The 22,728-nt window shown below is 73.2% G+C and carries 18 protein-coding genes and 2 pseudogenes; 11 read left to right on the top strand and 9 right to left on the bottom strand.

Going from position 1 to position 22,728, the window contains the following annotated elements:
• The 3 genes and pseudogenes from ACIRPX_RS22395 to ACIRPX_RS22385 form a co-directional block, all read left to right on the top strand.
• Window positions 1-222: pseudogene (locus ACIRPX_RS22395) on the top strand (sulfate adenylyltransferase small subunit); the annotation flags it as partial.
• Window positions 223-224: 2 nt separating this feature from the next.
• Window positions 225-1,559: a sulfate adenylyltransferase subunit 1 gene (locus tag ACIRPX_RS22390; protein ID WP_404197263.1), complete on the top strand. Its 1,335-nt coding sequence runs from the start codon at window positions 225-227 to the stop codon at window positions 1,557-1,559.
• A 251-nt stretch (window positions 1,560-1,810) separates the two neighbouring features.
• Window positions 1,811-2,536: pseudogene (locus ACIRPX_RS22385) on the top strand (sirohydrochlorin chelatase); the annotation flags it as partial.
• 135 nt (window positions 2,537-2,671) lie between these two features.
• Here ACIRPX_RS22385 and ACIRPX_RS22380 read toward each other — a convergent pair.
• The 4 genes from ACIRPX_RS22380 to ACIRPX_RS22365 all read right to left on the bottom strand — a co-directional run bounded on the left by ACIRPX_RS22380 (window position 2,672) and on the right by ACIRPX_RS22365 (window position 5,711).
• Window positions 2,672-3,289 (bottom strand): DsbA family protein, encoded by a 618-nt coding sequence (locus tag ACIRPX_RS22380; RefSeq protein ID WP_404197261.1) that lies wholly within the window; start codon window positions 3,287-3,289, stop codon window positions 2,672-2,674.
• Between the two features lie 101 nt (window positions 3,290-3,390).
• Window positions 3,391-3,984 (bottom strand): TIGR03086 family metal-binding protein, encoded by a 594-nt coding sequence (locus tag ACIRPX_RS22375; RefSeq protein WP_404197258.1) that lies wholly within the window; start codon window positions 3,982-3,984, stop codon window positions 3,391-3,393.
• 25 nt (window positions 3,985-4,009) lie between these two features.
• Window positions 4,010-5,059, bottom strand: coding sequence for a ketopantoate reductase family protein (locus ACIRPX_RS22370; RefSeq protein ID WP_404197256.1), 1,050 nt, complete (start codon window positions 5,057-5,059; stop codon window positions 4,010-4,012).
• 106 nt (window positions 5,060-5,165) lie between these two features.
• A complete protein-coding gene (locus ACIRPX_RS22365; RefSeq protein ID WP_404197253.1) occupies window positions 5,166-5,711 on the bottom strand; it encodes a DUF1697 domain-containing protein in 546 nt (181 codons plus the stop codon).
• Between the two features lie 396 nt (window positions 5,712-6,107).
• Here ACIRPX_RS22365 and ACIRPX_RS22360 point away from each other — a divergent pair, with 396 nt between their 5' ends.
• Window positions 6,108-8,369 carry an MMPL family transporter gene (locus ACIRPX_RS22360; protein WP_404197250.1) on the top strand — a complete coding sequence of 754 codons (2,262 nt, stop codon included), beginning with the start codon at window positions 6,108-6,110 and terminating at the stop codon, window positions 8,367-8,369.
• A 224-nt stretch (window positions 8,370-8,593) separates the two neighbouring features.
• The gene (locus ACIRPX_RS22355; protein WP_404197247.1) at window positions 8,594-9,457 is read left to right on the top strand and encodes a phosphotransferase enzyme family protein; all 864 of its coding nucleotides are present in this window, start codon (window positions 8,594-8,596) and stop codon (window positions 9,455-9,457) included.
• 3 nt (window positions 9,458-9,460) lie between these two features.
• Here ACIRPX_RS22355 and ACIRPX_RS22350 read toward each other — a convergent pair whose 3' ends face one another.
• Window positions 9,461-10,360, bottom strand: a complete 900-nt coding sequence (locus tag ACIRPX_RS22350) for a LysR family transcriptional regulator (RefSeq protein WP_404197244.1) — start codon at window positions 10,358-10,360, stop codon at window positions 9,461-9,463.
• Between the two features lie 93 nt (window positions 10,361-10,453).
• Here ACIRPX_RS22350 and ACIRPX_RS22345 point away from each other — a divergent pair, with 93 nt between their 5' ends.
• On the top strand, window positions 10,454-11,401 hold the full coding sequence (locus tag ACIRPX_RS22345; RefSeq protein ID WP_404197241.1) for a DMT family transporter: 948 nt from the start codon (window positions 10,454-10,456) through the stop codon (window positions 11,399-11,401).
• Window positions 11,371-11,868, top strand: coding sequence for a YbaK/EbsC family protein (locus ACIRPX_RS22340; RefSeq protein ID WP_404197238.1), 498 nt, complete (start codon window positions 11,371-11,373; stop codon window positions 11,866-11,868). The genes ACIRPX_RS22345 and ACIRPX_RS22340 overlap by 31 nt, the downstream gene beginning before the upstream one ends.
• A 43-nt stretch (window positions 11,869-11,911) precedes the next feature.
• Here ACIRPX_RS22340 and ACIRPX_RS22335 read toward each other — a convergent pair whose 3' ends face one another.
• The 4 genes from ACIRPX_RS22335 to ACIRPX_RS22320 form a co-directional block, all read right to left on the bottom strand.
• Window positions 11,912-12,637 carry a 3'-5' exonuclease gene (locus tag ACIRPX_RS22335; RefSeq protein WP_404197236.1) on the bottom strand — a complete coding sequence of 242 codons (726 nt, stop codon included), beginning with the start codon at window positions 12,635-12,637 and terminating at the stop codon, window positions 11,912-11,914.
• 119 nt (window positions 12,638-12,756) lie between these two features.
• A complete protein-coding gene (locus ACIRPX_RS22330) occupies window positions 12,757-14,004 on the bottom strand; it encodes an SAV2148 family HEPN domain-containing protein (protein ID WP_404197233.1) in 1,248 nt (415 codons plus the stop codon).
• Window positions 14,005-14,107: 103 nt separating this feature from the next.
• Window positions 14,108-15,427 (bottom strand): copper amine oxidase, encoded by a 1,320-nt coding sequence (locus ACIRPX_RS22325; RefSeq protein ID WP_404197230.1) that lies wholly within the window; start codon window positions 15,425-15,427, stop codon window positions 14,108-14,110.
• Between the two features lie 60 nt (window positions 15,428-15,487).
• On the bottom strand, window positions 15,488-16,297 hold the full coding sequence (locus ACIRPX_RS22320; protein WP_404197227.1) for a Tat pathway signal sequence domain protein: 810 nt from the start codon (window positions 16,295-16,297) through the stop codon (window positions 15,488-15,490).
• A gap of 178 nt (window positions 16,298-16,475) precedes the next feature.
• Between ACIRPX_RS22320 and glgX the strand changes: the two genes are divergently transcribed.
• The 4 genes from glgX to ACIRPX_RS22300 all read left to right on the top strand — a co-directional run bounded on the left by glgX (window position 16,476) and on the right by ACIRPX_RS22300 (window position 22,728).
• On the top strand, window positions 16,476-18,605 hold the full coding sequence (glgX, locus tag ACIRPX_RS22315; protein WP_404197224.1) for a glycogen debranching protein GlgX: 2,130 nt from the start codon (window positions 16,476-16,478) through the stop codon (window positions 18,603-18,605).
• 189 nt (window positions 18,606-18,794) lie between these two features.
• Window positions 18,795-21,182 (top strand): malto-oligosyltrehalose synthase, encoded by a 2,388-nt coding sequence (treY, locus tag ACIRPX_RS22310; protein ID WP_404197222.1) that lies wholly within the window; start codon window positions 18,795-18,797, stop codon window positions 21,180-21,182.
• Window positions 21,179-21,376, top strand: coding sequence for a hypothetical protein (locus ACIRPX_RS22305; RefSeq protein WP_404197219.1), 198 nt, complete (start codon window positions 21,179-21,181; stop codon window positions 21,374-21,376). Before treY ends, ACIRPX_RS22305 begins: the two co-directional genes overlap by 4 nt.
• Window positions 21,377-21,477: 101 nt before the next feature.
• Window positions 21,478-22,728 (top strand): M14 family zinc carboxypeptidase, encoded by a 1,251-nt coding sequence (locus tag ACIRPX_RS22300; protein WP_404197216.1) that lies wholly within the window; start codon window positions 21,478-21,480, stop codon window positions 22,726-22,728.

The raw sequence follows: 22,728 nt of genomic DNA, 5'->3' as shown, positions 1-22,728 counted from the left end.
GGCGGGCCGGCCGACGGCGAGAGCGTGGAGAAGCGGCGGGTGCGCTACCGCACCGTCGGCGACATGTCCTGCACCGGCGCCGTCGACTCCGACGCGGTGACCCTGGAGCAGGTGATCACCGAGATCGCCGCGTCGCGGCTGACCGAGCGCGGCGCCACGCGTGCCGACGACAAGCTCTCCGAGGCCGCGATGGAAGACCGCAAGCGCGAGGGGTACTTCTAAGCATGAGCACGATCACGACCGAGGAGCTCTCGGCCACCACCCTGCTGCGGTTCGCCACGGCCGGCTCCGTCGACGACGGCAAGTCGACCCTGGTGGGCCGGCTGCTGCACGACTCCAAGTCGGTTCTCACCGACCAGCTGGAGGCCGTGGAGCACGCCTCCCGCAACCGCGGCCAGGATGCCCCCGACCTCGCCCTGCTGACCGACGGCCTGCGCGCCGAACGCGAGCAGGGCATCACCATCGACGTGGCCTACCGCTACTTCGCCACCCCGCGCAGGCGGTTCATCCTCGCCGACACACCCGGCCATGTGCAGTACACCCGCAACATGGTCACCGGCGCCTCCACCGCCGAGCTGACGGTGATCCTGGTCGACGCGCGCAACGGGGTCGTCGAGCAGACCCGCCGGCACGCGGCGATCGCGGCGCTGCTGCGGGTGCCGCACGTGGTGCTGGCCGTCAACAAGATGGACCTGGTCGACTACCGGGAGCCCGTCTTCGCCGCGATCGCCGAGGAGTTCACGGCGTACGCGACCGAGCTGGGCGTCCCCGAGGTCACCGCCATCCCGATCTCGGCGCTCGCCGGTGACAACGTGGTGGAGCCCTCCGCCACGATGGACTGGTACGGCGGCCCGACCGTCCTGGAGCACCTGGAGACGGTCCCGGTCAGCCATGACCTCAGCCACTGCCACGCCCGGCTGCCCGTGCAGTACGTGATCCGGCCGCAGACCGCCGAGCACCCCGACTACCGGGGCTACGCGGGCCAGATCGCCGCCGGTTCGTTCCACGTCGGCGAGGCCGTCACGGTGCTGCCGTCCGGCCGCGCGTCGCGGATCTCCGCCATCGACCTGCTCGGCGAGCCGGTCGACGTCGCCTGGACCACCCAGTCGGTGACCCTCCTGCTGGAGGACGACATCGACATCTCGCGCGGCGACCTGATCGTGCCCAGCAAGGACGCCCCGGCGACCACGCAGGACATCGAGGCGACCGTCTGCCACGTCGCCGACGCCGCCCTGAGCGTCGGTCACCGCGTGCTGCTCAAGCACGGCACCCGTACGGTCAAGGCGATCGTCAAGGACATCCCGTCCCGGCTCACGCTGTCGGACCTGTCCCTGCACCCGCACCCGGGACAGCTCGTCGCCAACGACATCGGGCGGGTGAAGATCCGCACCGCCGAGCCGCTGCCGGTCGACGCCTACGCCGACTCCCGCCGCACGGGGTCGTTCATCCTGATCGACCCCAGCGACGGCACCACGCTCACCGCGGGCATGGTCGGCGAGTCGTTCGCGTCCCCCGAGCCCGTCAAGGACGCGGCCGAGGACGACGGGTGGGACTTCTGACCGCACCTCGCCGCCGCGGCCAGCAGTCCGGCGGCCCGGACCCGGCCGGGACCGGGTCCTCGCACCCGGCGAACTCCCAGGAGGTGACGAGCATGGCCACGGGCCGCACCACGGGCGCGACCGGTCTGAAGGGCGTCCGGCACGTCACCCCGCCCGCCGCGCTGCCGGGCCGCGCGGACGGGACACCTGCTGATCGTCGGCCCGCCGCAGCGGTGGGTGCCGGGCGGCCGCGGCCCGCCGGTGAGGAGCTGATGGCCGTAGGGCCCGCGAACCCGGTCCTGCTCGTCATCGCCCACGGCAGCCGCGATCCGCGGCACGCCGCGACCGTGCACGCCCTGGTGCGCCGGGTACGGTCGCTGCGGCCCGGGCTGCGCGTGGAGACCGGCTTCCTGGACTTCGACGTCCCGTCCGTGAGCGGGGTGCTGGAGTCGCTGGCGGCGGAGGGCGTCCGGGACGTCGTGGCCCTCCCCCTGCTCCTGACGCGCGCCTTCCACGCGAAGGCGGACATCCCCGCGGTCCTGCGGGACGCGCCGCCGCGGCTGCGCATCCGCCAGGCGGAGGTGCTCGGCCCGTCGCCGCTCCTCCTGCGTGCCCTCGAACGACGTCTGTACGAGGCGGGGCTGACCCCCGCCGACAAGTCCTCGACCGGGGTCGTCCTGGCCTCGGCGGGGTCCTCCGACCCGGAGGCGATCGCAGTGATCGCAGAAATCGCGCGGGAGTGGCGGCACACCGGTTGGTGCGCCGTGCGGCCTGCGTTCGCCTCCGCATCTCTTCCCCGCACCGAGGACGCGGTGCGGGAGCTGCGCGCCCTCGGCTGTGAGCGGGTCGCCGTCGCGCCGTACGTGCTCGCCCCCGGCTTCCTGCCGGACCGGATCGCGCGGGGCGCGGCCGAGGCGGAGGCGGACGTGCTGGCCGACGTGCTCGGCCCGGCTCCGGAGGTGGCGCGGGTGCTGCTGGCGCGGTACGACTCCGCGCGCGGTATGTCGACGGCCCCGGCAGCCGATCGGGTGCGGCACCGTCGTGGCTCGCCGCGCGGCTCCTCGCGTCCTTCGTCCCGGCCTGCGGCCTGGTCGTCACCCTGAGCGTCGCCGGCCCGGACCGGTCCTCCCCGTTCAGTCGAAGCGGAGCGATCCCGTGCGTGTGCGCTTCAGTTCGAAGAAGTCCGGGCAGGAGGCCAGCGCCCTGAAGCTGTCGAAGAGTTCGGCCGCGCGGGCGCCGCGCGGAATGGCCCGCAGCACCGGGCCGAACCACACCGTCGCGTCGACATGAAGGGTGGGGGTGCCCACGTAGCCGCCCGACCCGGGTTCCGCGCCCGCCTCATGGCTGCGGCGCACGGCCGCGTCGTGGGACGGGTCGTGGGCGGCTGCCGCGAGGTCGGCGGGGAGGCCCAGTTCGGCGAGGGAGGCGGCCACCACGGCGTCGAAGTCGTCGGCCTTGCGTTCGTGGATGCGGGTGCCGAACGCGGTGTACAGCTCGCGCAGGACCTTCTCGCCGTGCCGTTCGGCGGCGGCCGCGGCGACCCGTACCGGGCCGATCGACCTGTCGACCAAGTCCCGGTACCAGCCGGGGAGTTCGTTGCCCAGGTTGTGCAGGTGGAGACTCATCACATGGAAGCGGAGGTCGAGCGGGCGGGTGCGCTCGACCTCCAGCAGCCAGCGGGAGGTGATCCAGGCGAAGGGGCAGGCGGGGTCGAACCAGAAGTCGACGCGGGTGGGTGCGGTGCTCGTCATGGCGTCGACGCTAGTCGCCCAATGGCGCAGCGTACCGGCCCATTCCGCGGCGTTTTGAGTGGCCCAATATCAGGGGCCGGCCCGGAAGCGGTGATCCGACGTCAGCGGCCGGCTTCCGGGTCCCGTCCGCTGGCGGCGAGCGCGCGGTCGAACACGGGCGCGTCGTCGGGCACGGGCACCGGGTCGGCGAAGCCGTCGTACTGCCGGTAGAGGGCGCCGTGCTTCTCGACCACGTCGAGGACGAAGCGGGCGGCGGCGTCGGAGACGTGGAACCGCTGGCCGGTGGCGGTGGCGACGTCCCAGCCGTGCACGGCCGTCTCCTTGATGACCATCGAGGCGATGTCCAGGGCGGAGACCTTCGCCATGCCCAGGTCGACCTCGCCCTCCCACACGGCCGGGTCGGCCCAGGCCGCCACCGCGCGGTCGAGCTGGGCGGCGTAGGCGGTGGCCCAGTCGGGGTCGGCGGTGAAGTCACGGGCGGTCAGCTCCTCGGGGAGCTGCCGGCGCAGGGCGCGGTGCTCCAGGCCGTGGGAGGTGTAGAGGACCCAGTGGTTGACCAGGGCGCGCACGTCCCAGTCGGTGCAGTGGGTGGGCTCGCCGAGCCGGTCCGCCGGGACGCCGCGCGCCACGCGCGCCGCCTCGGCGGCACATTCGCTCATGTACGGGTGCAGTTGCTTCGGGTCGTCGTACGTCATGCACCCCACGCTAGGAAGGCCCCGCTCAGGACTCTTGAACAAACGCGACAGCCTCGGTGTCCGGGGCGGCCCCGGCCGCCTCGTCGGCCAGCCGGGTGAGCTGCCCGACCGGCATCGAGCCGGGCTCCCGGCGTTCGCGCGCGAAGGTGTTGGCGAGGTGCTGGAGCAGGTCGTTGAGCGGCGTCGGCACGCCGTGCAGCCGTCCCAGCAGGGCGATCTCGCCGTTGAGGTAGTCGGCCTCGATGGTGCCGGTGGCCCGGCTGAGCGACTGCCAGGAGGAGCCGCCGCCGCGCGGGGCGCCGTCGAGCGGCACCAGGTCGACCTTGCGGCCGCGGACCGCCTGCTGCTCCCGGGTGCTCGCGTACGCGAGGCCGGCGGCGTCGAGCACGCTCTCCCCCTCGGCCCGCACGCGCGCGTACAGCGCCTCGGCCGCGGTGCCGGCGATCGGTCCGGCGACGGCTTCCAGGGCGTTGCCCAGGTTGGACAGCAGCTTGGCGTACTGCCAGCGCGCCACGTCGGCGGCCACCGGCGCCTCGAAGTGCGACTTCTCCAGGTCGGCGGCGACCAGGCGGGCCGTGTCGTCGGTGCCGTGCGGGTGGCGGCCCAGGTGCAGGATGCCGGTGAGCGGGGCACCGGCGGCGGAGACGGCGCCGGGTTCGACGAAGGTGGCCGGCAGCCAGACGCAGACGCCGTACACGTGCCGGAAGACCCGCAGGGCCAGGCGCTGGCCCTCCACCCCGTTCTGCGCGCAGAACAGCGGCAGCCGCTGCGCCGCGCTGCCGCCGCCCGCGACCGGCGCCGGGCCCCAGAGCCGCAGCGCGGACACCGTGTCCTGGGTCTTCACGGCGAGGACGAGCACGTCGTCGGCCCGCAACCCGCCCAGCTCCTGCGGTCCTTCGACGGCCGGCAGCCGGTGGATGTACTCGCCGTCCGGCACCCTCAGCCGCAGTCCGCCGTTCCGCAGCGCGGCCAGGTGGGCGCCGCGCGCCACCAGGACGACCTCGTGTCCCGCTCCTGCCAGCCGCCCGCCGATCGCACCGCCGACGGCGCCCGCCCCGATGATGATGTAGCGCATGGGACGAGCCTCGCACACCCGGTCCCGCGGCCGTCCCCGCCCCGTCCCCACGGTCGCCGAGCCTGGCCGGTGCGCCCGGTTCCCTCCGCCCGGTCGCTCCGCGCGGTCACTCCGCCGTGAGTTCGACCAGCTTCAGCACGGTGTTCCAGTTGCGGGTGGTCGCGATCACGCCCTTGTTGACACGGGGCTTCGCCAGGTGCTCGGCGAGCTTGGAGCGGCCGAGTCCGTCGGGGGCGTAGAGGTACAGCTCCCGTTCGCCGAGCCGGAACTCCTCGGGAAGGTACGCCTCCCGGTCGATCTCCGCGAAGCGCGCCGCGTCGACGGGCGCGGAGAAGTAGGTGACGTGCAGCTGCTTGGCCTCCAGCCCGGCGGCCGGGAAGGGACACGCCGCGGCGACCGCCGCGAGATAGGCGTGGTCGCGGACGATCACGTCCACGGAGAAGCCGAAGCGCTTCTCGATCGCGTCCGCCAGCTCGCCCGCGAGCGACTGCTCGTCGCCGTGCCCGGAGGTGAAGACCGCCTGGCCGCTCTGGAGGTGGGTCCGTACGCCGCCGTACCCGAGGCCGCCCATCAGCTGTCGCAGCTCCGCCATCGGGAGTTTCTTCTTCCCGCCCACGTTGATCCCGCGCAGCAGCGCCGCATACGTCGTCATGGGCACACCCTAGGACGGCCGTCGTGCCCCGTGGGGGCGGGCACGACGGCCGTGTCCGCACAGGCGGACTGCGCGAAACTCTGGCCGAACGACCGGGTCCGGAGCAACACCTACACGCAGCTGTGACTTGTTCAACAAGGTTTTGTAATCACAAAGAGGAGCGATGCCGACGGACCGGACACGGCCCGGCCACCCTGATCATTACCTTCGGGTAGCCCGGATAGATGTAAGGGGCCGTCGTCCTCCCCAGCGGTGAGGCCGCCGGGTCCGAGCGGATGAGTTCGGGCCACGGCACTTCACCGGGCAGTACGACGAGATGCGCTTATGCCCGCCATACCTTCGAAGCGAAAGGTGGCGGCAGGGGGCTGCCACCGTGCACGAGGGGGCAGGCCCGTCATGAGGAACGGAGATACGCGGGTGCGGGGCATGGCCGCCCGGGCCGGTGGCTGGAGCGCCCGGCACCGATGGGCCGCCGTCGGCATCTGGGTGCTGTTCGTGGTGGTGGCGATGGGGCTCGGCTCGGCCGCCGGCCGGGTCGACCTCAAGGACAGCGACCAGCTCAAGGGCGAGACGCACACCGCGGCAAGGATCATCGACGACGCGGGGATCAAGGAGCCGGCCGGCGAGACGGTCCTGATCCAGGCGAAGGGCGGCGGACTCAAGGCCACCGACGCCGAGTTCAGGTCGGCCGTCGGCGCCGTCGTGAAGGCCGTCGGCGCGACCGGCAAGGTCACCGACGTGAAGTCGCCGTACGCCACCCGGACGATCTCGAAGGACGGGCGCAGCGCGCTGGTGCAGTTCGACATGCGCGGCGACGCCGAGACCGCGGGCGACCGTGTGGCGCCCGTGCTGAAGGCCGTCGACGGGGTGCAGCAGGAGCACCGGACGCTGCGGATCGAGGAGATCGGCGGCGCGAGCATGCAGAAGACGTTCGACGACGCCTTCGGGGACGACTTCCAGAAGGCCGAGCTCTCCGCGGTGCCGGTGGCCCTCGGCATCCTGCTCATCGCCTTCGGCGCGCTGGTGGCCGCGCTGCTGCCGGTCGCCCTGGCGATCACCGCGATCATGGCGACGATGGGCCTGATGGGCATCGTCAGCCACCTCCAGCCGATGACCGACACCGCCAACTCCGTGATGCTGCTGGTCGGTCTGGCCGTGGGAGTCGACTACTGCCTGTTCTACCTGCGCCGCGAGCGCGAGGAGCGGGCCGCGGGACGTGACGCGCGGACGGCCCTGCAGATCGCCGCCGCCACCAGTGGCCGCGCGATCATCGTCTCGGGCATCACGGTCTGCGTGGCCATGGCGGGCATGCTGTTCACCGGGCTCGCCACGTTCGAGGGCATGGGCCTCGCCTCGCTGATGGTCGTGGCGGTCGCCATGGTCGGCTCCGTGACGGTGCTGCCCGCGCTGCTGTCCCTGCTGGGCGAGCGGGTCGAGAAGGGCAAGGTCCCCTTCCTGGCCAAGGCCATGGAGCGCCGGGCCGCCCGCACGGGCGGGGAGAGCCGGCTGTGGACCGCCATCCTGCGCGGCGTGCTCGCGAGGCCGCTGGTGTCGGTACTGGTCGCGGCCGGCGCGCTGCTCGCGATCGCGGCACCCGCGGTGGGCATGAAGACCCAGAACCTCACGCTGGACCAGGAGTTCGGCGACTCACTGCCGATCGTGCAGACGTACAACCGGGTCAACGACGCCTTCCCGGGCGGTTCCGAGCCGGCCGAGGTGGTCGTCAGGGCGAAGGACATCAACGCCCCCGAGGTGAAGTCCGCGCTCGCCGCCTTCAAGGAGCGGGCGTTCAGTTCGGGTGCCTCGCGCGGCCCGGTCGAGATCAAGCTGCACGACGCGCAGAACATCGCCTACGTCTACGTCCCGCTGGTCGGCGGCTCCGACCTGGACAAGGCGGGCGCCAGTCTGGAGAAACTGCGCGACGAGGTGCGGCCCGCCACGCTGGGCAGGGTGGACGGCGTGCAGGCGCCGATCACCGGGCAGGTGGCCGGCTCGCACGACTTCAACGACCAGCTCGGCGGCGCCGTCGTCCCGGTCTTCGCGTTCGTCGTGGTCTTCGCGTTCGCGCTGATGCTGCTGTCGTTCCGCTCGCTGACGGTGGCGATCACCTCCATCCTGCTCAACCTGCTGTCGGTGGGGGCCGCCTACGGCATCCTCGTCGCCGTCTTCCAGCACGGCTGGGGCGCGTCTCTGGTGGGCGCGGAGGGCGTCGGCGCGATCATCACCTGGCTGCCGCTGTTCCTGTTCGTGATCCTGTTCGGGCTGAGCATGGACTACCACGTGTTCGTGGTCTCGCGGATCCGTGAGGCGCGGATGCGCGGCCGCACGACGCGGGACGCGATCCAGCACGGTGTGGTCACCACGGCCGGTGTCGTCACCAGTGCCGCGGTCATCATGGTCGCCGTGTTCGCGATCTTCGGCACGCTGTCGATGCAGTCCATGAAGCAGATGGGCGTGGGTCTCGCCGCCGCGGTGCTCATCGACGCGACGGTCATCCGGGGCGTGCTGCTGCCGGCGGTGATGGCGCTGCTCGGCGAGCGCAACTGGTACCTGCCGAAGTGGATGAACCGGCTGCCGGACCTGACGCACGACGAGGCCGCCGACGCCGTGGTGGCGCCCGCGGCGCGGGACGACGAGGGTGAGCCGCTGAGGGTGTGAACCCTCCCTGGACGAGGGCCCGTTGGTCACCGGGGAGCCAACGGGCCCTCCCTCATCGTGGAACCGGGCCGAGGGTGGCGGGCGCCGCCCGTCGCCGCCGTGGGCGATACGGCCAGCGACGTGCCCGCGCACCCGGTGCGACCTGTACGGATGCGAGACTGACCGACGCACGGCGTGCTTCCGACGCCGTTCACGGCAGGGGTACGACGGCACGGAGGCGCACGATGGACGAGGCACGGGCGCGGGACGTACTGGCCTCGGCGCGGGTGCTGCCGGGCCCGGCACGGGACGCGCGGCTGCTCGCCCTGGGCGAGAACGCCGTGTTCGCCGCCGGCGACCTGGTCGTCAAGGTGGGCCGTGACGCGGAGCTGCTGGAGCGGGCGCGCCGCGAGCTGGACATCGCGCTGTGGCTCGCCGGGGCGGGCGTGCCGGCGGTGCGGGCGGCCGAGCCGAAGCCGCGGCTGGTCGAGGGGCACCCCGTGACCGTGTGGCACCGGCTGCCCGATCCCGTGCGGGAGGCCGAGCCGCGGGATCTGGCCGCACTGCTGCGGGTGGTGCACGCGCTGCCCTCGCCCTCCTTCGCGCTGCCACGCCGTGAGCTGCTGGGCGGGGTGGAGCGCTGGCTGCGGCTCGCGGGGGACGCGGTCTCTCCGGCGGACGCGGCGTATCTGCGCCGGCGGCGCGACGGGTTCGCCGCCGCCGCGGCCGCGTTGACGCCTCGGCTGACGCCCGGTCCGATCCATGGCGACGCGCTGCCCCGGAACGTGCACGTGGGGCCGGACGGGCCGGTGCTGGTCGATCTGGAGACCTTCTCGTCCGATCTGCGGGAGCACGATCTGGTGGTCATGGCGCTGTCGCGGGACCGGTACGGCCTGCCGGCGGCGGCCTACGACGGGTTCGTCGAGGCGTACGGGTGGGACGTGCGGGAGTGGGAGGGGTGTGCCGTGCTGCGGGGGGCGCGGGAGACGGCCAGTTGTGCGTGGGTGGCGCAGCATGCGCCCGGCAGCCCGAGGGCGGCAGCGGAGTTCGGGCGGCGGGTGGCGTCGCTGCGGGACGGGGACGAGACCGTGCGGTGGCGTTCGTTCTGAGCGTCAGCCGGCCTGGACCGTCCGGGCCGCCGCGTGAAGCTCGGTGAGGACCGTGCGGACCGCTGCGCGGGCCGTGCGCTCCGGGCGGTGCAGGACGTCGATGTGGCGCCTGGCCCGCACGCCGCTGAGGGGTCTGAGGACCAGGGCGGGGTGGCGGCGCATGGTCCAGCGGGGCATCAGGGCCAGACCGCCGCCCGCCGCCACGGCCTCGGCCACGACCGCGAACTCGTTGATGCGGTGGGCCAGGTGGAGGCGTTGGCCCGCCGCGGCGGAGACGGCCTCGATCGTCGCCATGACCGGGAAGCCGTCGTGCACGGTGATCCACGGCTCGTCGGCCACGTCGCGCGGGGTCACGCGGCGCTTGGCGGCGAGCGGATGACCGGCCGGCATCGCCACGTCCAGCGGCTCGCGCAGCAGCGTCGTCGCGGTCACCGTGTCCGGCCAGGGCGGGGCGTGTTCGAGGCGGTGCGCGAGGACGAGGTCGTACTCCCGGGTCAGGCGCGGGAAGTCCTCCTGCGGCACGTCCTCGTCGGAGAGCCGCGGCACCGGTGTGCCGGGCGCGGCGAGCGCGCGCAGCAGCAGCGGGAAGAAGGCCGCGGCCGCGCTGTGGAACGCCGCCACCGACACCTCGCCGTCGGGCCGGTCCAGGAACTCCCCGACGCTGCGGCGGGCCCGCTCCAGGGCGCTCTCCACCTCGATCGCCGAGCCCGCCAGGGTCTGCCCGGCGTCGGTGAGCACCAGACGGCGTCCCCGGCGCTCGGTGAGCGGCACCGGGATCGGCCGCTGGAGCAGCCGCAGCTGCTGGGAGATCGCGGACGGGGTCACGAGCAGCGCCTCGGCGACCGCGGTGACGCTGCCCAGCTCACCGAGCTCCCGGAGAATCCGCAGCTGCCGTTCGTCCATGGGCTCAGTGTAGGCGCTCGATGTAGCCGTGCTAAAAGATCGTTGTAGAAAGTGGTACTGGGCTTCACGGACGCGGCCGTGCACGGTGGGACGGTGTCCGACATCCGCCGTACCGATGCGGTACTCCTCCTTGTCGCCGTCGTCTGGGGTTCGAGCTATCTCACCGCCCGGACGGCCACCGCCGCGCTCCCCGTCCTGCTGGTGCTCCTCGTGCGCTACGCCCTGTCCGCGCTCGCCTGTCTCACCGTCGTGGCCGCCCGCCGCGGGCCGCGCCGGTGGAGCCGCGACGAACTGCGCGCGGGTGTGCCGCTCGGGCTGACGCAGGCCGCGGTCCTGATCGTGGAGACGTACGGCGTCGCCCACACCAGTGCCGCCAACGCGGGGCTGATCATCAGCCTCACCGTCGTGCTCACCCCGCTCCTCGACCGGGTGCACGGCGGGCCGCCTCCGCTGTTCTTCGCCGCCGCCGGCGTGTGCGTCCTGGCCGTCGGGCTGCTGATGTCCGGCAACGGCTTCCACGCCCTGCGCCTCGGCGATCTGCTGATGCTCGGCGCCGCGGTGGTCCGCGCCGCCCATGTCGCGCTCGTCGGGCGGCTCACCGGCGGCCGGGACGTCCGCCCGCTGCACCTGACGGCCGTGCAGACCCTCGTCGGGACCGCGCTGTTCCTGCCGACCGCCGCGCACGGCCTGCCGGCGCTCGCCCGGACCGGCGCGGCGACCTGGACGCAGCTGGTGTATCTCGCCCTGTTCTGCAGCGTGTTCGCCTTCGTCGCGCAGACGTGGGCCGTGCAGCGCACCTCCGCCAGCCGGGCCAGTCTGCTGCTGGGCACCGAACCGGTGTGGGCCGTCGCGGCGGGCGTCGCCCTCGGCGGCGAACACCTCACCCTGCTCACCGCGCTCGGCGCCGCCATGATGGTCGCCGGCACCTACTGGGGCCAGTCCGTGGAGCGCGCCCACCGCGCCGCGGCCGCACCCGGGACCGCAGTCCACGCCCACGCAGAGGATGTCCCATGCCGGACCACGACACCTACGACCGTCTGATCTCCCTGCTCGACTCCTCCGGCGTCGGCTACACGTTCATCGACCACGAGCCCGAGGGCACCACCGAGGCCGTCAGCGCGCTGCGCGGGCATCCCGTGTCCGAGGCCGCGAAGTGCATCGTGCTCCGGGTCAAGGTCGACCGCCGCACGACGCGGCATGTCCTCGCGGTGGTGCCCGGGGACCGCCGGGTGGACCTGGACGCGGTGAAGACGCTGTTCGCGGCCCGCTACGTCGGCTTCAGCGACGCGGGGACGGCCGAACGGCTCGCCCGGGCGGTTCCCGGCACGGTGCTGCCGTTCAGCTTCGATCCCGCACTCGAGCTGGTGGCCGACCCGGACGTCGTCGCGCAGCCGCGGCTGTACTTCAACGCCGCCCGGCTCGACCGCTCCCTGTCGCTGGCGGGCGCCGACTACGAGCGGGTGGCCCGGCCCAGGGTGGCACGCGTGGCGGTCCCTGCCGGGGTCTGAGGGCGCGGGCGGCGTCCCCGCCGCACCCGCCGGAGGCCCCCGCTCACACCACCGGCTCGTCCGTCAGCTCGCGCAGCGGCCAGGTGCCGTCGACCACCGCCGTCGCGTCGCCCTTGCGGCGCAGGAAGTCCTGGAAGTCGGACGCCCACTCGGCGTACCACTCGATCTGGCGCCGGTGCAGTTCCGCCGGGCCGAGGGCCGCGATCTTGGCGTGCCGGCCGGCTATCGCACAGGCCAGTTCCGCCGCGGCGAGGGCGTCCGCGGCGGCGTCGTGCGCGGCGTCGAGAGGGACGCCGTACTCCGTGCAGACCGCTTCGAGGTTGCGCTTGCCGCGGCGGTAGCGGTCCACCCGGCGGTCGATGCAGTACGGGTCGACGACCGGGGCGGGGTCGGTGCCGCCCAGGCGGTCGCGCAGCGACGGCAGTCCGTACCGCCGCAGTTCGGCGGAGAGCAGGCTCAGGTCGAAGGCCGCGTTGTAGGCCACGACCGGGACGCCCGACTGCCAGTACCCCACCAGGACGTCCGCGATGGCGTCCGCGACCTCGTCGGCCGGGCGGCCCTCGGCCGCCGCGCGTTCGTTGCTGATCCCGTGCACCGCCACCGCGTCCGGCGGGATGACCACGCCCGGATCCGCCAGCCATTCCCGGCGCCCGAGGGGCTGCCCGCCCCTGACCTCGATCACGGCACCCGTGACGATGCGCGCCTCGCGCGGATCGGTCCCGGTCGTCTCCAGGTCGAAGCCGATCAGCAGCTCCTGGTGCCAGCCCATGGGCGGCCCCCCTTCTTGGTGGTGCTTTCCCCCAGTGGTCTCCACCTTCCCATGAGCCACTGACAATCCGAGGACCGCGTTCCGCTTCTCGTCCGGTACGGCCGGCCGCCGGGGACGGTTCAGGACACGGGGCGCGAATCGGCCCAAGCCGTTTCGAACTCCTCGCGGTAGGTGGGGAAGAGTCCGGTGTCGACCCCCTTGTCCAGATCGTCCGGCTTGACGACGCGGTTGCCGTTGCGCAGCACCAGCACCGGCGCCTCCATGCCGCGCGAGCGGCGCAGATAGGACTGCACGACGGCGACGCCGTCCGAGCCGTCCCCGTCGACCAGGTAGGCGGTGAAGCGCGGTGTCTCGTCGTAGACCTGGATCTCGAAGGCGCCCGGGTCGCGCAGCCGGGACCTCACCCGGCGCATGTGCAGGATGTTCATCTCGACCGCGCGGCTCAACTCGCCCCGCTTCATGCTCAGTTCGCGCTCGCGCCGTTTGACCGCGCTGGAGGCCGGGTTGAGGAACAGCAGCCGCACCCGGCAGCCCGCCTCGGCCAGGCGCACGAGCCGGCGCCCGGAGAAGTTCTGCACGAGCAGGTTGAGGCCGATGCCGACGGCGTCGAGGCGGCGGGCGCCGCCGAAGATGTCCTCGGCCGGGAACTGGCGCAGCAGCCGCACCCGGTCGGGGTGCACGGCGACCACGTCCGCGTACCGGTCGCCGACCAGGTCCTCGACCGCGTCCACGGGCAGCCGGCGGGCCGAGGGCACGTCCCCGGCCGCGCCGAGGATCTCCAGGAGCTTCGCGGAGGCCCGCTCGGCCTGGTTCAGCACGGCCTCCGAGAGGGCACGGTTGCGGGAGACGACGTTGCGGGTGACCTCGAGCTCGTCCAGGGCGAGTTCGACCTCGCGGCGGTCGTCGACGTACGGCTCGAAGCACGGCCAGTGCTGCACCATCAGCTCGCGCAGCTGCGGCAGCGTGAGGAAACTGAGGACGTTGTCGTCGGCCGGGTCGAGCAAGTAGCCCTTGCGGCGGCTGACTTCGCGCACGGCGACCGCGCGCTGCACCCACTCCTGGCCCGCGGGGCCCGCCGCGGCGACCACCCACTCGTCGCCGTGGACGGGTTCGTAGATGGGCCGCAGGACGGCGGCGACGACCGCGCGCAGCCGCTGCTCGACGAGATTCAGCCAGATGTAGGCCCGTCCCGCTCGCTGGGCGCGCGTACGCACCTCGCGCCAGGCGTCGGCATCCCAGTCCAGCTCCGGCCCGATGGAATTCGTCGCCATGGGCCTGGCCAGAGACACCGTGCCGGGCGGGACGTCTGTGGAGTTCCCCTCGTGACCCTCGTCACCAGGGGGCAGCTCCAGCCCTCCCGAGCCCACCCGCGCACCGCCTTCCGCTCCCCCGAGCTCTCCCCGTCCCAACGATCAAGGAAGGGTACTCCGGGACCGGTCGGCGATGCAGCCGGATGGACAGGGTCGTTTCTCAACTACGCGGCTCCCAGTGGCCGTTCTGCGACGCGAGGGCGTCGGGAGTGAGCGGATTCATAGCCGTGACGTCCCTCGGGGAGATCGAGAAGCCCTGCCAGTGCATCGGCATGGGCTGCTGGTCCTCGTCCCGGGCGATGTGGTGGAAGCCCACGTTCATCCAGACGACCGGGTGCGTGAGGGTCTGGCCGTTCACCCACTTGTCGACGGACCTGCCCGCTCCGGCGGGGCAGTTGCCGGTGTTGTTGCTGGCGAACTGCTCGCACTTGTTGTACTCGGTGACGTACAGGTCGTGCCGGGTGAAGCTGCGGCCCGGGTACTTCGTGGTGGGGCCGGGGACGATCTCGTACGAACGCGCGTGCCCGTCCTTGTTCTTGCCGGTCGCGCTGACCATCCGCCACCAGCGGTAGGTCCGGTGGTCGCCGGCCAGCTCCTTGGTGATCCTGGTCCGGGTGGTCCTGGCGGTCGGGGCCTCCTGGCCGCGGGCCGGCGCGCTGACCTTCGAGTCGTACTGCTCGACCCTGGTCCTGGAGGAGCCGTCGAGGCCGAAGTCCAGCCGCCAGAAGACGTTGTGGGTGTGGCTGGTGGCGAAGGCGGTGGCGCCCTTGCCGATGGGCCAGCCGCGGCCGTCACCGGCGTCGTAGTCCTCGTAGGAGAGGCTTCCGGTGGCGCCGGCGTTCATGTTGATCGTGCCGTCGTCCTGGAAGCGCCATTCGGTCATGTACTCGTACCAGCCCACCTGGTTGACCGTGTAGACGAGCAGGTCCTTGCCCTGCTGCTGGTAGACCTTGTGGGCGCCGTCGCCCTGCATCCGGTAGGCGTGGCCACGCGAACGGGTGGTGGTGCACAGGCCGTTGACGTTCGGGTGCCGCGGGTCCCAGGAGTCCGGCACCTTGACGGACCTGATGGTGCCGCCGGGGCACTCGCCGGGCGCCAGGTTCATCAGGCCCTGGGCGAAGCCGAAGCCCGTCAGGTCGTCGTACTCGACGCTGCCGTCGTCGTAGGGGACGTCGATCTGGGCGAGCCGGGCGCTGTTGAGCACCTTGATCGGCCGGGTCTCGCCCTTGGGCCGGTAGGAGACGTCGTCCAGGACCAGTCCGGCCTTGCTGTCGTAGCGCCAGCACATGCTCCAGGTCGTGCCGCTGGAGAGCTTCTGCTGGATCCGGTAGGCGGCGCTGCAGGCGGCGGCCGGGGCGGCGGCGGTCCCCGGCCGGGCCGAAGCGGGTGCCGCCCCGGTCATCGCTCCGGCGGCGAGCGCGGCCACGGACAGACCGACGGCCGTACGGGCGCGTGCACGGCTCACTCTGCTGACGTGCATGAAGTGGTGACTCCCTTGCTGGAGGCGCAAGCGGGAAACGGGCGGGAGGGCGGACGGGCGTCAGCGGCGGCCGAGCTCGGCGACCTTGCCCGCGCTGAGGTCGACGACCAGCGATCTGGCGTCGATCCACGGGCCGTCGACGACCTTCGGGAACAGCCGCACGCAGCGGTGCTCGCCGCACCTGCCGAGCGCGGCGGGCCGGGTGCCCGCGGCGGCCCGGTAGACGGCGCCGTTGAGCAGCAGCTGGTCCGGCGAGGTGAGCTCCTTGCCGGTCGCGTCCTTGTAGTCGGCCTTCAGGCCGGCACCGAGCGGGTCGGCGATCAGCAGCCTGGCCGCCTCGGCGTTCTCGGCCCGGCTCAGCGGCGGCTGGACGCCGTGCTGCGTGCCGGTCTCCTCGACCTTCCCGGTGTCCAGGTCGACGGTCTTCGTGACGAGCGTGTCGTTCTTGTAGTCGTAGAACGTCACGTCGGCCCGGCGGTGTGCCCTGGCGCCGTCCGTGCCGGCGTCCTCCGGGTCGACGAGGTCCACGGTGAGGCGCTGCGGCCCCCGCTCGCCCGCCACGTTCCGGGCGGAGCCGAGCAGCCGCGGGTTCGCGGCGATCCGCTCCGCCCGCCCGATCTCGGCGCCGGTGAGCGGATCGCTGCCCGTGCCCCGGTCCCCCTCGGCGGGCGCCCGCCGGACGACACCGGGCCGGACCGCCCCGTCCCGCCCCGGCTGGCGGGCGCCCGCCGTTCCCGCCCCGCTCCCCTGCGACTCGCCGGCCCCCGCCGTCCCCGGCAGGGTGATCGCGGCCATCACGGCGGTCCCTGCCACCGCGACGGCCGCACCGGCCACCAGCTTCCCCAGATGGCGGTGCACCATGGTGCGCACATCTTCCCCCTACTCCCCCTTGGTCACGGGAGTACCTGTCTGCCCCACTGGTTCGGCATACCGCGTATGCCTGGTCGAGCGGTAAGAGGGACGTAAGTCATAGGTGGTTCCATCACTTTCGGGGACACTCGACCCGAAGGCGCCCCCGGCGGCGAGCTCCACCTGAAAGAGTCGATCCATGCAGGTCTGGCCTGGCGAGGCGTATCCGCTCGGTGCCACGTACGACGGCGCCGGCACCAATTTCGCGGTCTTCACGGAGGCCGCGGACCGAGTAGAGCTGTGTCTGCTGCACGACGACGGCTCGGAGACGGCGGTGGAACTGCGCGAGAGCGACGCGTTCGTACGGCACGCGTACGTGCCCGGCATCATGCCGGGGCAGCGCTACGGCTTCCGCGTGCACGGGCCGTACGCCCCCGAGCGCGGCCTTCGCTGCAATTCGGCGAAGCTGCTGCTCGACCCGTACGCCCGCGCGATCAGCGGCTCCATCCGCTGGGGCGAGGAGGTCTACGGCTACCACTTCGACGCCCCCGACGAGCGCAACGACCTGGACTCGGCCCCGCACACGCAGACGTCGGTCGTGGTCAACCCGTACTTCGACTGGGGCGACGACCGGCGGCCGCGCCGCGGATACCACGAGACGGTGATCTACGAGGCCCATGTGAAGGGCCTCACGATGCAGCACCCGGGGCTGCCCGAGGAGCTGCGCGGCACCTACGCGGCGCTCGCGCACCCGGTGATCATCGAGCATCTGGTGGAGCTCGGCGTGACCACGCTGGAGCTGATGCCGGTGCACCAGTTCGTGAACGACCACCGGCTGGTCGACATGGGCCTGAACAACTACTGGGGCTACAACACGATCGGCTTCTTCGCCCCGCACAACGCGTACGCCTCCTGGGGCGACCGCGGCCAGCAGGTCCTGGAGTTCAAGTCGGCGGTGCGGGCCCTGCACGAGGCCGGCATCGAGGTCATCCTCGACGTCGTGTACAACCACACGGCCGAGGGAAACCACCTCGGTCCGACGCTGTCCTTCAAGGGCATCGACAACCCGCAGTACTACCGGCTCACCGACGATCCGCGGTACTACATGGACACCACGGGCACCGGGAACTCGCTGCTCATGCGGTCCCCGCACGTCCTGCAGCTGATCATGGACTCGCTGCGCTACTGGGTCACGGACATGCACGTCGACGGCTTCCGCTTCGACCTCGCGGCCACGCTGGCCCGCCAGTTCCACGAGGTGGACCGGCTGTCGTCGTTCTTCGACCTGGTGCAGCAGGACCCGGTGGTCTCCCAGGTGAAACTGATCGCCGAGCCCTGGGACGTCGGCGAGGGCGGCTACCAGGTGGGCAACTTCCCGCCGCTGTGGACCGAGTGGAACGGCAAGTACCGCGACACCGTACGGGACCTGTGGCGCGGCGAGCAGCGGGCGCTCGCGGAGTTCGCGTCCCGGCTGACCGGCTCCTCCGACCTCTACCAGGACGACGGCCGCCGTCCGCTCGCCTCGATCAACTTCGTCACCTGCCACGACGGCTTCACCCTGCACGACCTCGTCGCGTACAACGACAAGCACAACCAGGCCAACGGCGAGGACAACCGGGACGGCGAGAGCCACAACCGGTCCTGGAACTGCGGGGCGGAGGGCGAGACCGACGACCCCGGCGTGCTGGAGCTGCGGGCCCGCCAGATGCGGAACTTCTTCGCCACGCTGATGCTCTCCCAGGGCGTGCCGATGATCAGTCACGGCGACGAGTTCGCGCGCACCCAGCGCGGCAACAACAACGCCTACTGCCAGGACAACGAGCTGGCCTGGGTGACATGGCCGGACCCGGACGCGCGGGAGGGCTCGCCCGACCGGGAACTGCTGGACTTCGTGCGCGCGATGGTGTGGCTGCGCAAGGACCATCCGGTCTTCCGCAGGCGCCGTTTCTTCCACGGCCGGCCCGTGGAGGGCACGCACGACGACCTGTCGGACATCGCCTGGTTCACCCCCGAGGGCAAGGAGATGACCCAGCGGGACTGGGACACGGCACCCGCCTCCGCGCTGACGGTGTTCCTGAACGGCAACGCGATCTCCGAGCCCGGGGTGCGCGGGGAGCGGATCGGGGACGACTCCTTCCTGCTGATGTTCAACGCCTCGCCCGCGCCGCTGGACTTCGTGGTGCCGGTCAACCACGGCCGGCAGTGGCAGGTCGTGGTGGACACCGCCCGGGCGGACGGGGTGCTGCCGGACGGCGACCAGAAGGTGCAGGCCGGTGACCGCCTGACCCTGGTGGACCGGAGCATGACGGTGCTCCGGCGGCCGGTCTAGGGACGTCCCCCGCGCCGGTTCCGGCCGGCCGGGGGCGGGGTCGTCTCCGTGGTGCGTCGGGCCCACCGCGGAGGGGGCGGGCACGAGGCCGTCGGGACCCGGCCGGGCGGCCGGTGCCGCCGACCGCGCGCGTGCACCCGTGCGGGGGACGATGACACGAAGGGCGGCAGGGCGGGTACGTAGGTTGGCATGACACCTGAGCGACCCGACCTGATGGCGCCCACGGCCACCTACCGGCTGCAGCTGCAGCCCGCGTTCCCGTTCACGGCCGCCGCGGCCGCCGTGCCGTACCTGGCCTCGCTCGGCGTCTCGCACCTGCACCTGTCGCCCGTGCTGGAGGCCGTGCCCGGTTCCACGCACGGCTACGACGTGGTCGACCCCGCGCGCGTGCGCGAGGAGCTGGGGGGCGAGGAGGGGCTGCGCGCGCTGTCCCGCACGGCGCGGGAGCACGGTCTGGGCCTGGTGGTCGACATCGTGCCCAACCACATGGCCATGGCGCCGCGGCACAACCACGCCCTGTGGGAGGTGCTGCGGGAGGGGCCCAAGTCGCCGTACGCGCGCTGGTTCGACATCGACTGGGAGGCCCAGGGCGGCCAGATGCTGCTGCCGGTGCTCGGGCAGCCGGTCGGCTCGGTGATCGGCGAGCTGCGGGTCGACGGCGACGTGCTGCGCTACCACGACCACGCCTTCCCGCTGCGCGAGGGCACCGCGGAGCTGCCGCTGCCGCGGCTCCTGGACGCGCAGTGGTACCGGCCGGTGTGGTGGCGGCTGGCCCGCACCGAGCTCAACTACCGGCGCTTCTTCAGCATCTCGGAGCTCATCGGGGTGCGGGTCGAGGACCCGGAGGTCTTCGACGCCACGCACGCGAAGATCCTCGAGCTGCTGCGGGAGGGCGTGGTCGACGGGCTGCGCGTCGACCACCCCGACGGGCTCGCCGACCCCGACACGTATCTGCGGCGCCTGCACGAGGCGACCGGTGGCCGCTGGACGGTGGTGGAGAAGATCCTGGCGGACGGGGAGCGCCTGCCGGCCTCCTGGCCCGTCGCGGGCACCACCGGATACGACGCCCTGCGGCACGTCGACGGCCTCTTCACGGACCCGGCGGGATTCGGTGAACTCCTCGGCCAGTACCGGCGGTTCGCGGCCCCGCAGGCGGACCGGGGCGGCGACTGGGCGGCGACGGTACGGCGGGCGGCGTACAAGGTGATCACGCACGAGCTGGCCACCGAGATCAGCCGGCTGACCCGGGTCGCCAGCGGGCTGTGCGCCGCCTCCCCGGACCCGGCGCTGCGCGACCGCGCCCCCTGGGCGCTGCGCACGGCGCTCCAGGAGCTGCTGGTCCGTATGGAGGTCTACCGGCCCTACGCCTCCGGGGACGCGGCCTCGGTGGTCACCGAGGAGGCCGCCGCCGAGGCCCGGCTCGCCTTCGTCGTCCCGGAGGAGGGCGGCGCGGTCGACGTGGTGCGCGACCTGGTGCTGGGGCGGGCCGGTGACGGTCCCGGCCACGAGGAGTTCCGGACGCGGTTCGCGCAGACCGCGTCGGCGCTGCGCGCCAAGTCCGTGGAGGACACCGCGTTCTACCGCTACGTGCCGCTGCTGTCGGCGAACGAGGTGGGCGGGAATCCGGGGAGCCCGGCGGTCTCGCCCGAGGACTTCCACGGCTACTGCGCGCGCGTGCAGCGCGACTGGCCGGTGACGGGGACGGTCGTCTCGACCCACGACACCAAGCGCAGCGCCGACGTGCGGGCGGCCCTGGCGGTGCTCACCGAGTGCCCGCGGCGGTGGGCGGACGTCCTGGCCGAGGTGACGCGCGCGGGCGGGGGCGTGCCGGACGCGCAGCTCGCGTGGGCGGCCTGGCAGACGGTGTTCGGGCTCGGGACGGCGGCCGAGGAGCGGGTGCAGCAGGCCCTGCTGAAGCATGTGCGCGAGGCGGGGCTGCTGACGAGCTGGACGGAGCAGGAGCCCGCGTACGAGGAGGCGGTGGCCGCCTTCGTCGCGGCGGGGCCGTGCGGGCCCGCGGGCGAGCCCGTCATCGCCCTGCGGCGCGCGCTGGAGCCCCACGTCCGGGCGAACGTGCTGGGCACCGCCCTGGTCCAGCTGACGATGCCGGGCGTGCCGGACGTCTACCAGGGCACCGAGGGCGAGTCCCTGGCACTGGTGGACCCGGACAACCGGCGGCCCGTGAGCTTCCCGCCCCCGGACCCCGGCGACAAGAACGCGGTGACCTCGGCGGCGCTGCGGCTGCGCGCACGGCGGCCCGCCGCCTTCGGGGACGGGGCCACCCACACGCCGCTCGCCGCTCAGGGCCCGGCGGCGGCCCACTGTGTGGCGTTCGCGCGCTCGGGTGAGGTCGTCACGGCCGTGACGCGGCTGTCGCTGCGGCTGGCGGAGGCGGGCGGCTGGCAGGACACCCGGCTGCCGCTGCCGCCGGGGCGCTGGTCCGACGTGCTCGCTCCCGGGCGGGAGTTCACCGGGCACGCACGCGTGGAGGAGCTCTTCCGGCGGCTGCCGGTGGTGCTGCTGGAGCGGGTGGACGCGGAGCAGGCGCCCGGGCCCGGGCAGGCGGCACGCGCGTGACGGGTGGTCGCGGGGCGCCCCGCGCCGTCGCCGCGCGCCGCGGGGCCGCCGCGGCCACCGGCTCAGGGCCGCGCACGCTCCCGGGGCCCGGGCCGGACGGCCGGCGCGTCGTGCCGGGCGGCGACGCCCTGTTCGCGCCCGGGCTCGCGGCGTTCTTCCTGGTGCCCGGAGGTGGCGCGATCCACCGGCGGTGAATGCATCCGGGCGCCCCCTGGAGCCTCCCCCTCGGTGTCATTGACACGTCGCGGAGAGCGTGGGGTACTGCGGAAGGCGAAGCCGGGCGGAAGTGACGGGGGTGAGTCTCCTGCCTCAGCGGCGCTACCCCACCGTGACCCAACTCGTCGCGTGCGCAAGGTCGTTGGCCGTCCGCAGACCCAGCCTGTGCGCCCTGAGGGAGGTGGGGGCCTCCCGAGCGGGCAGGCCCCTGCACCTGCTGTCCGTGGGCCACGCCCGGCGGGCCGTGCTCGTCGTCTCCGGCGCCCACGCCAATGAGCCGACCGGCGCCTGCACGGTCCTCTCGCTCGCCGAACGGGTGCTGGCGGAGGAGGGGTTGCGCCGAGACACGTCCTGGCACTTCCTGCTCTGCGTGGACCCCGACGGAGCGAGCCTGCACGTCACCCCGGCGCCGCGCAGCCTCTACGACTACCACCTCGGGTTCTTCCGGCCGGCCGCCGAGGAGCAGCCCGAGTGGTCGCCGTCGGTGCTGCCGGCGCACCGCCTGCCGCCCGAGACGCGCGCGCTGACCCGGGTCATCGACGAGCTGCGCCCCTACCTGCAGGTCACCCTGCACGGAACCGATCTCGGCGGCAGCTGGGTGCAGCTGACCAAGGACATACCGGGCCTCGCCGAGCCGTTCGCCAAGTCCGCGGCGCAGCTGCACATCCCGGTGGAGACGGGCGCCTCGGACGCCGCGGGCTGGGCCGCGTCCGGGCCGGGGGTGCATGTGATGCCCGCCCCCGGTGCGGGCGCCGCGTACCCGAGCATGCCGGACGACGCGCGCCACAGCACCTGGTACGCCACGCACCGGTACGGCGGTCTCACGGCGGTGGTCGAGGTGCCGATGTGGGCGAGCGACCTGGTCGACGACCCGGCTCCGCATCCCGCGCCGGCCGCGGCGATACGGCGGGTGGCCCGCCGGCTGCTGCGGGACGCCGTCGAGGTGGACCGGGTGCTCGCGGAGGCACTGCCCCGTCTGGACGGCGCCGACGGGCCGCTGCTGCGGGCCGCCCGGTGGGTGCTGGACCTGGTTCCGGGCCTGGCCGCGGACTGGACGCACACGCCGCCCGCCGGCACCACGATGGCGTACGTCAGCAGTGTGGACGCGTTCGGCCGCCGGCTTCCGCTGCGCGCGGCGGCCATGCTGCTGCGGGTCCTGCGGGAGAACGGCGACCGGGCGGCACCGGGTCTGGAACGGCTCGTGGCGACCTGGAGCGCGGCCTTCGCGGAGCGCTTCCGGGCGCGCTGGGTGCCGCTGGAGCACCAGGTGGAGCACCAGGCCCGTACGGTCGTCACGGCGGCGCGGTACGCGCGCGGCCGCGCGGCGTGA

The sequence above is a fragment of the Streptomyces sp. NPDC101225 genome (assembly GCF_044767585.1).
In the GTDB taxonomy this organism is placed as follows: Bacteria; Actinomycetota; Actinomycetes; order Streptomycetales; family Streptomycetaceae; genus Streptomyces.
This window is presented reverse-complemented; position numbering and strand designations above follow the sequence as displayed.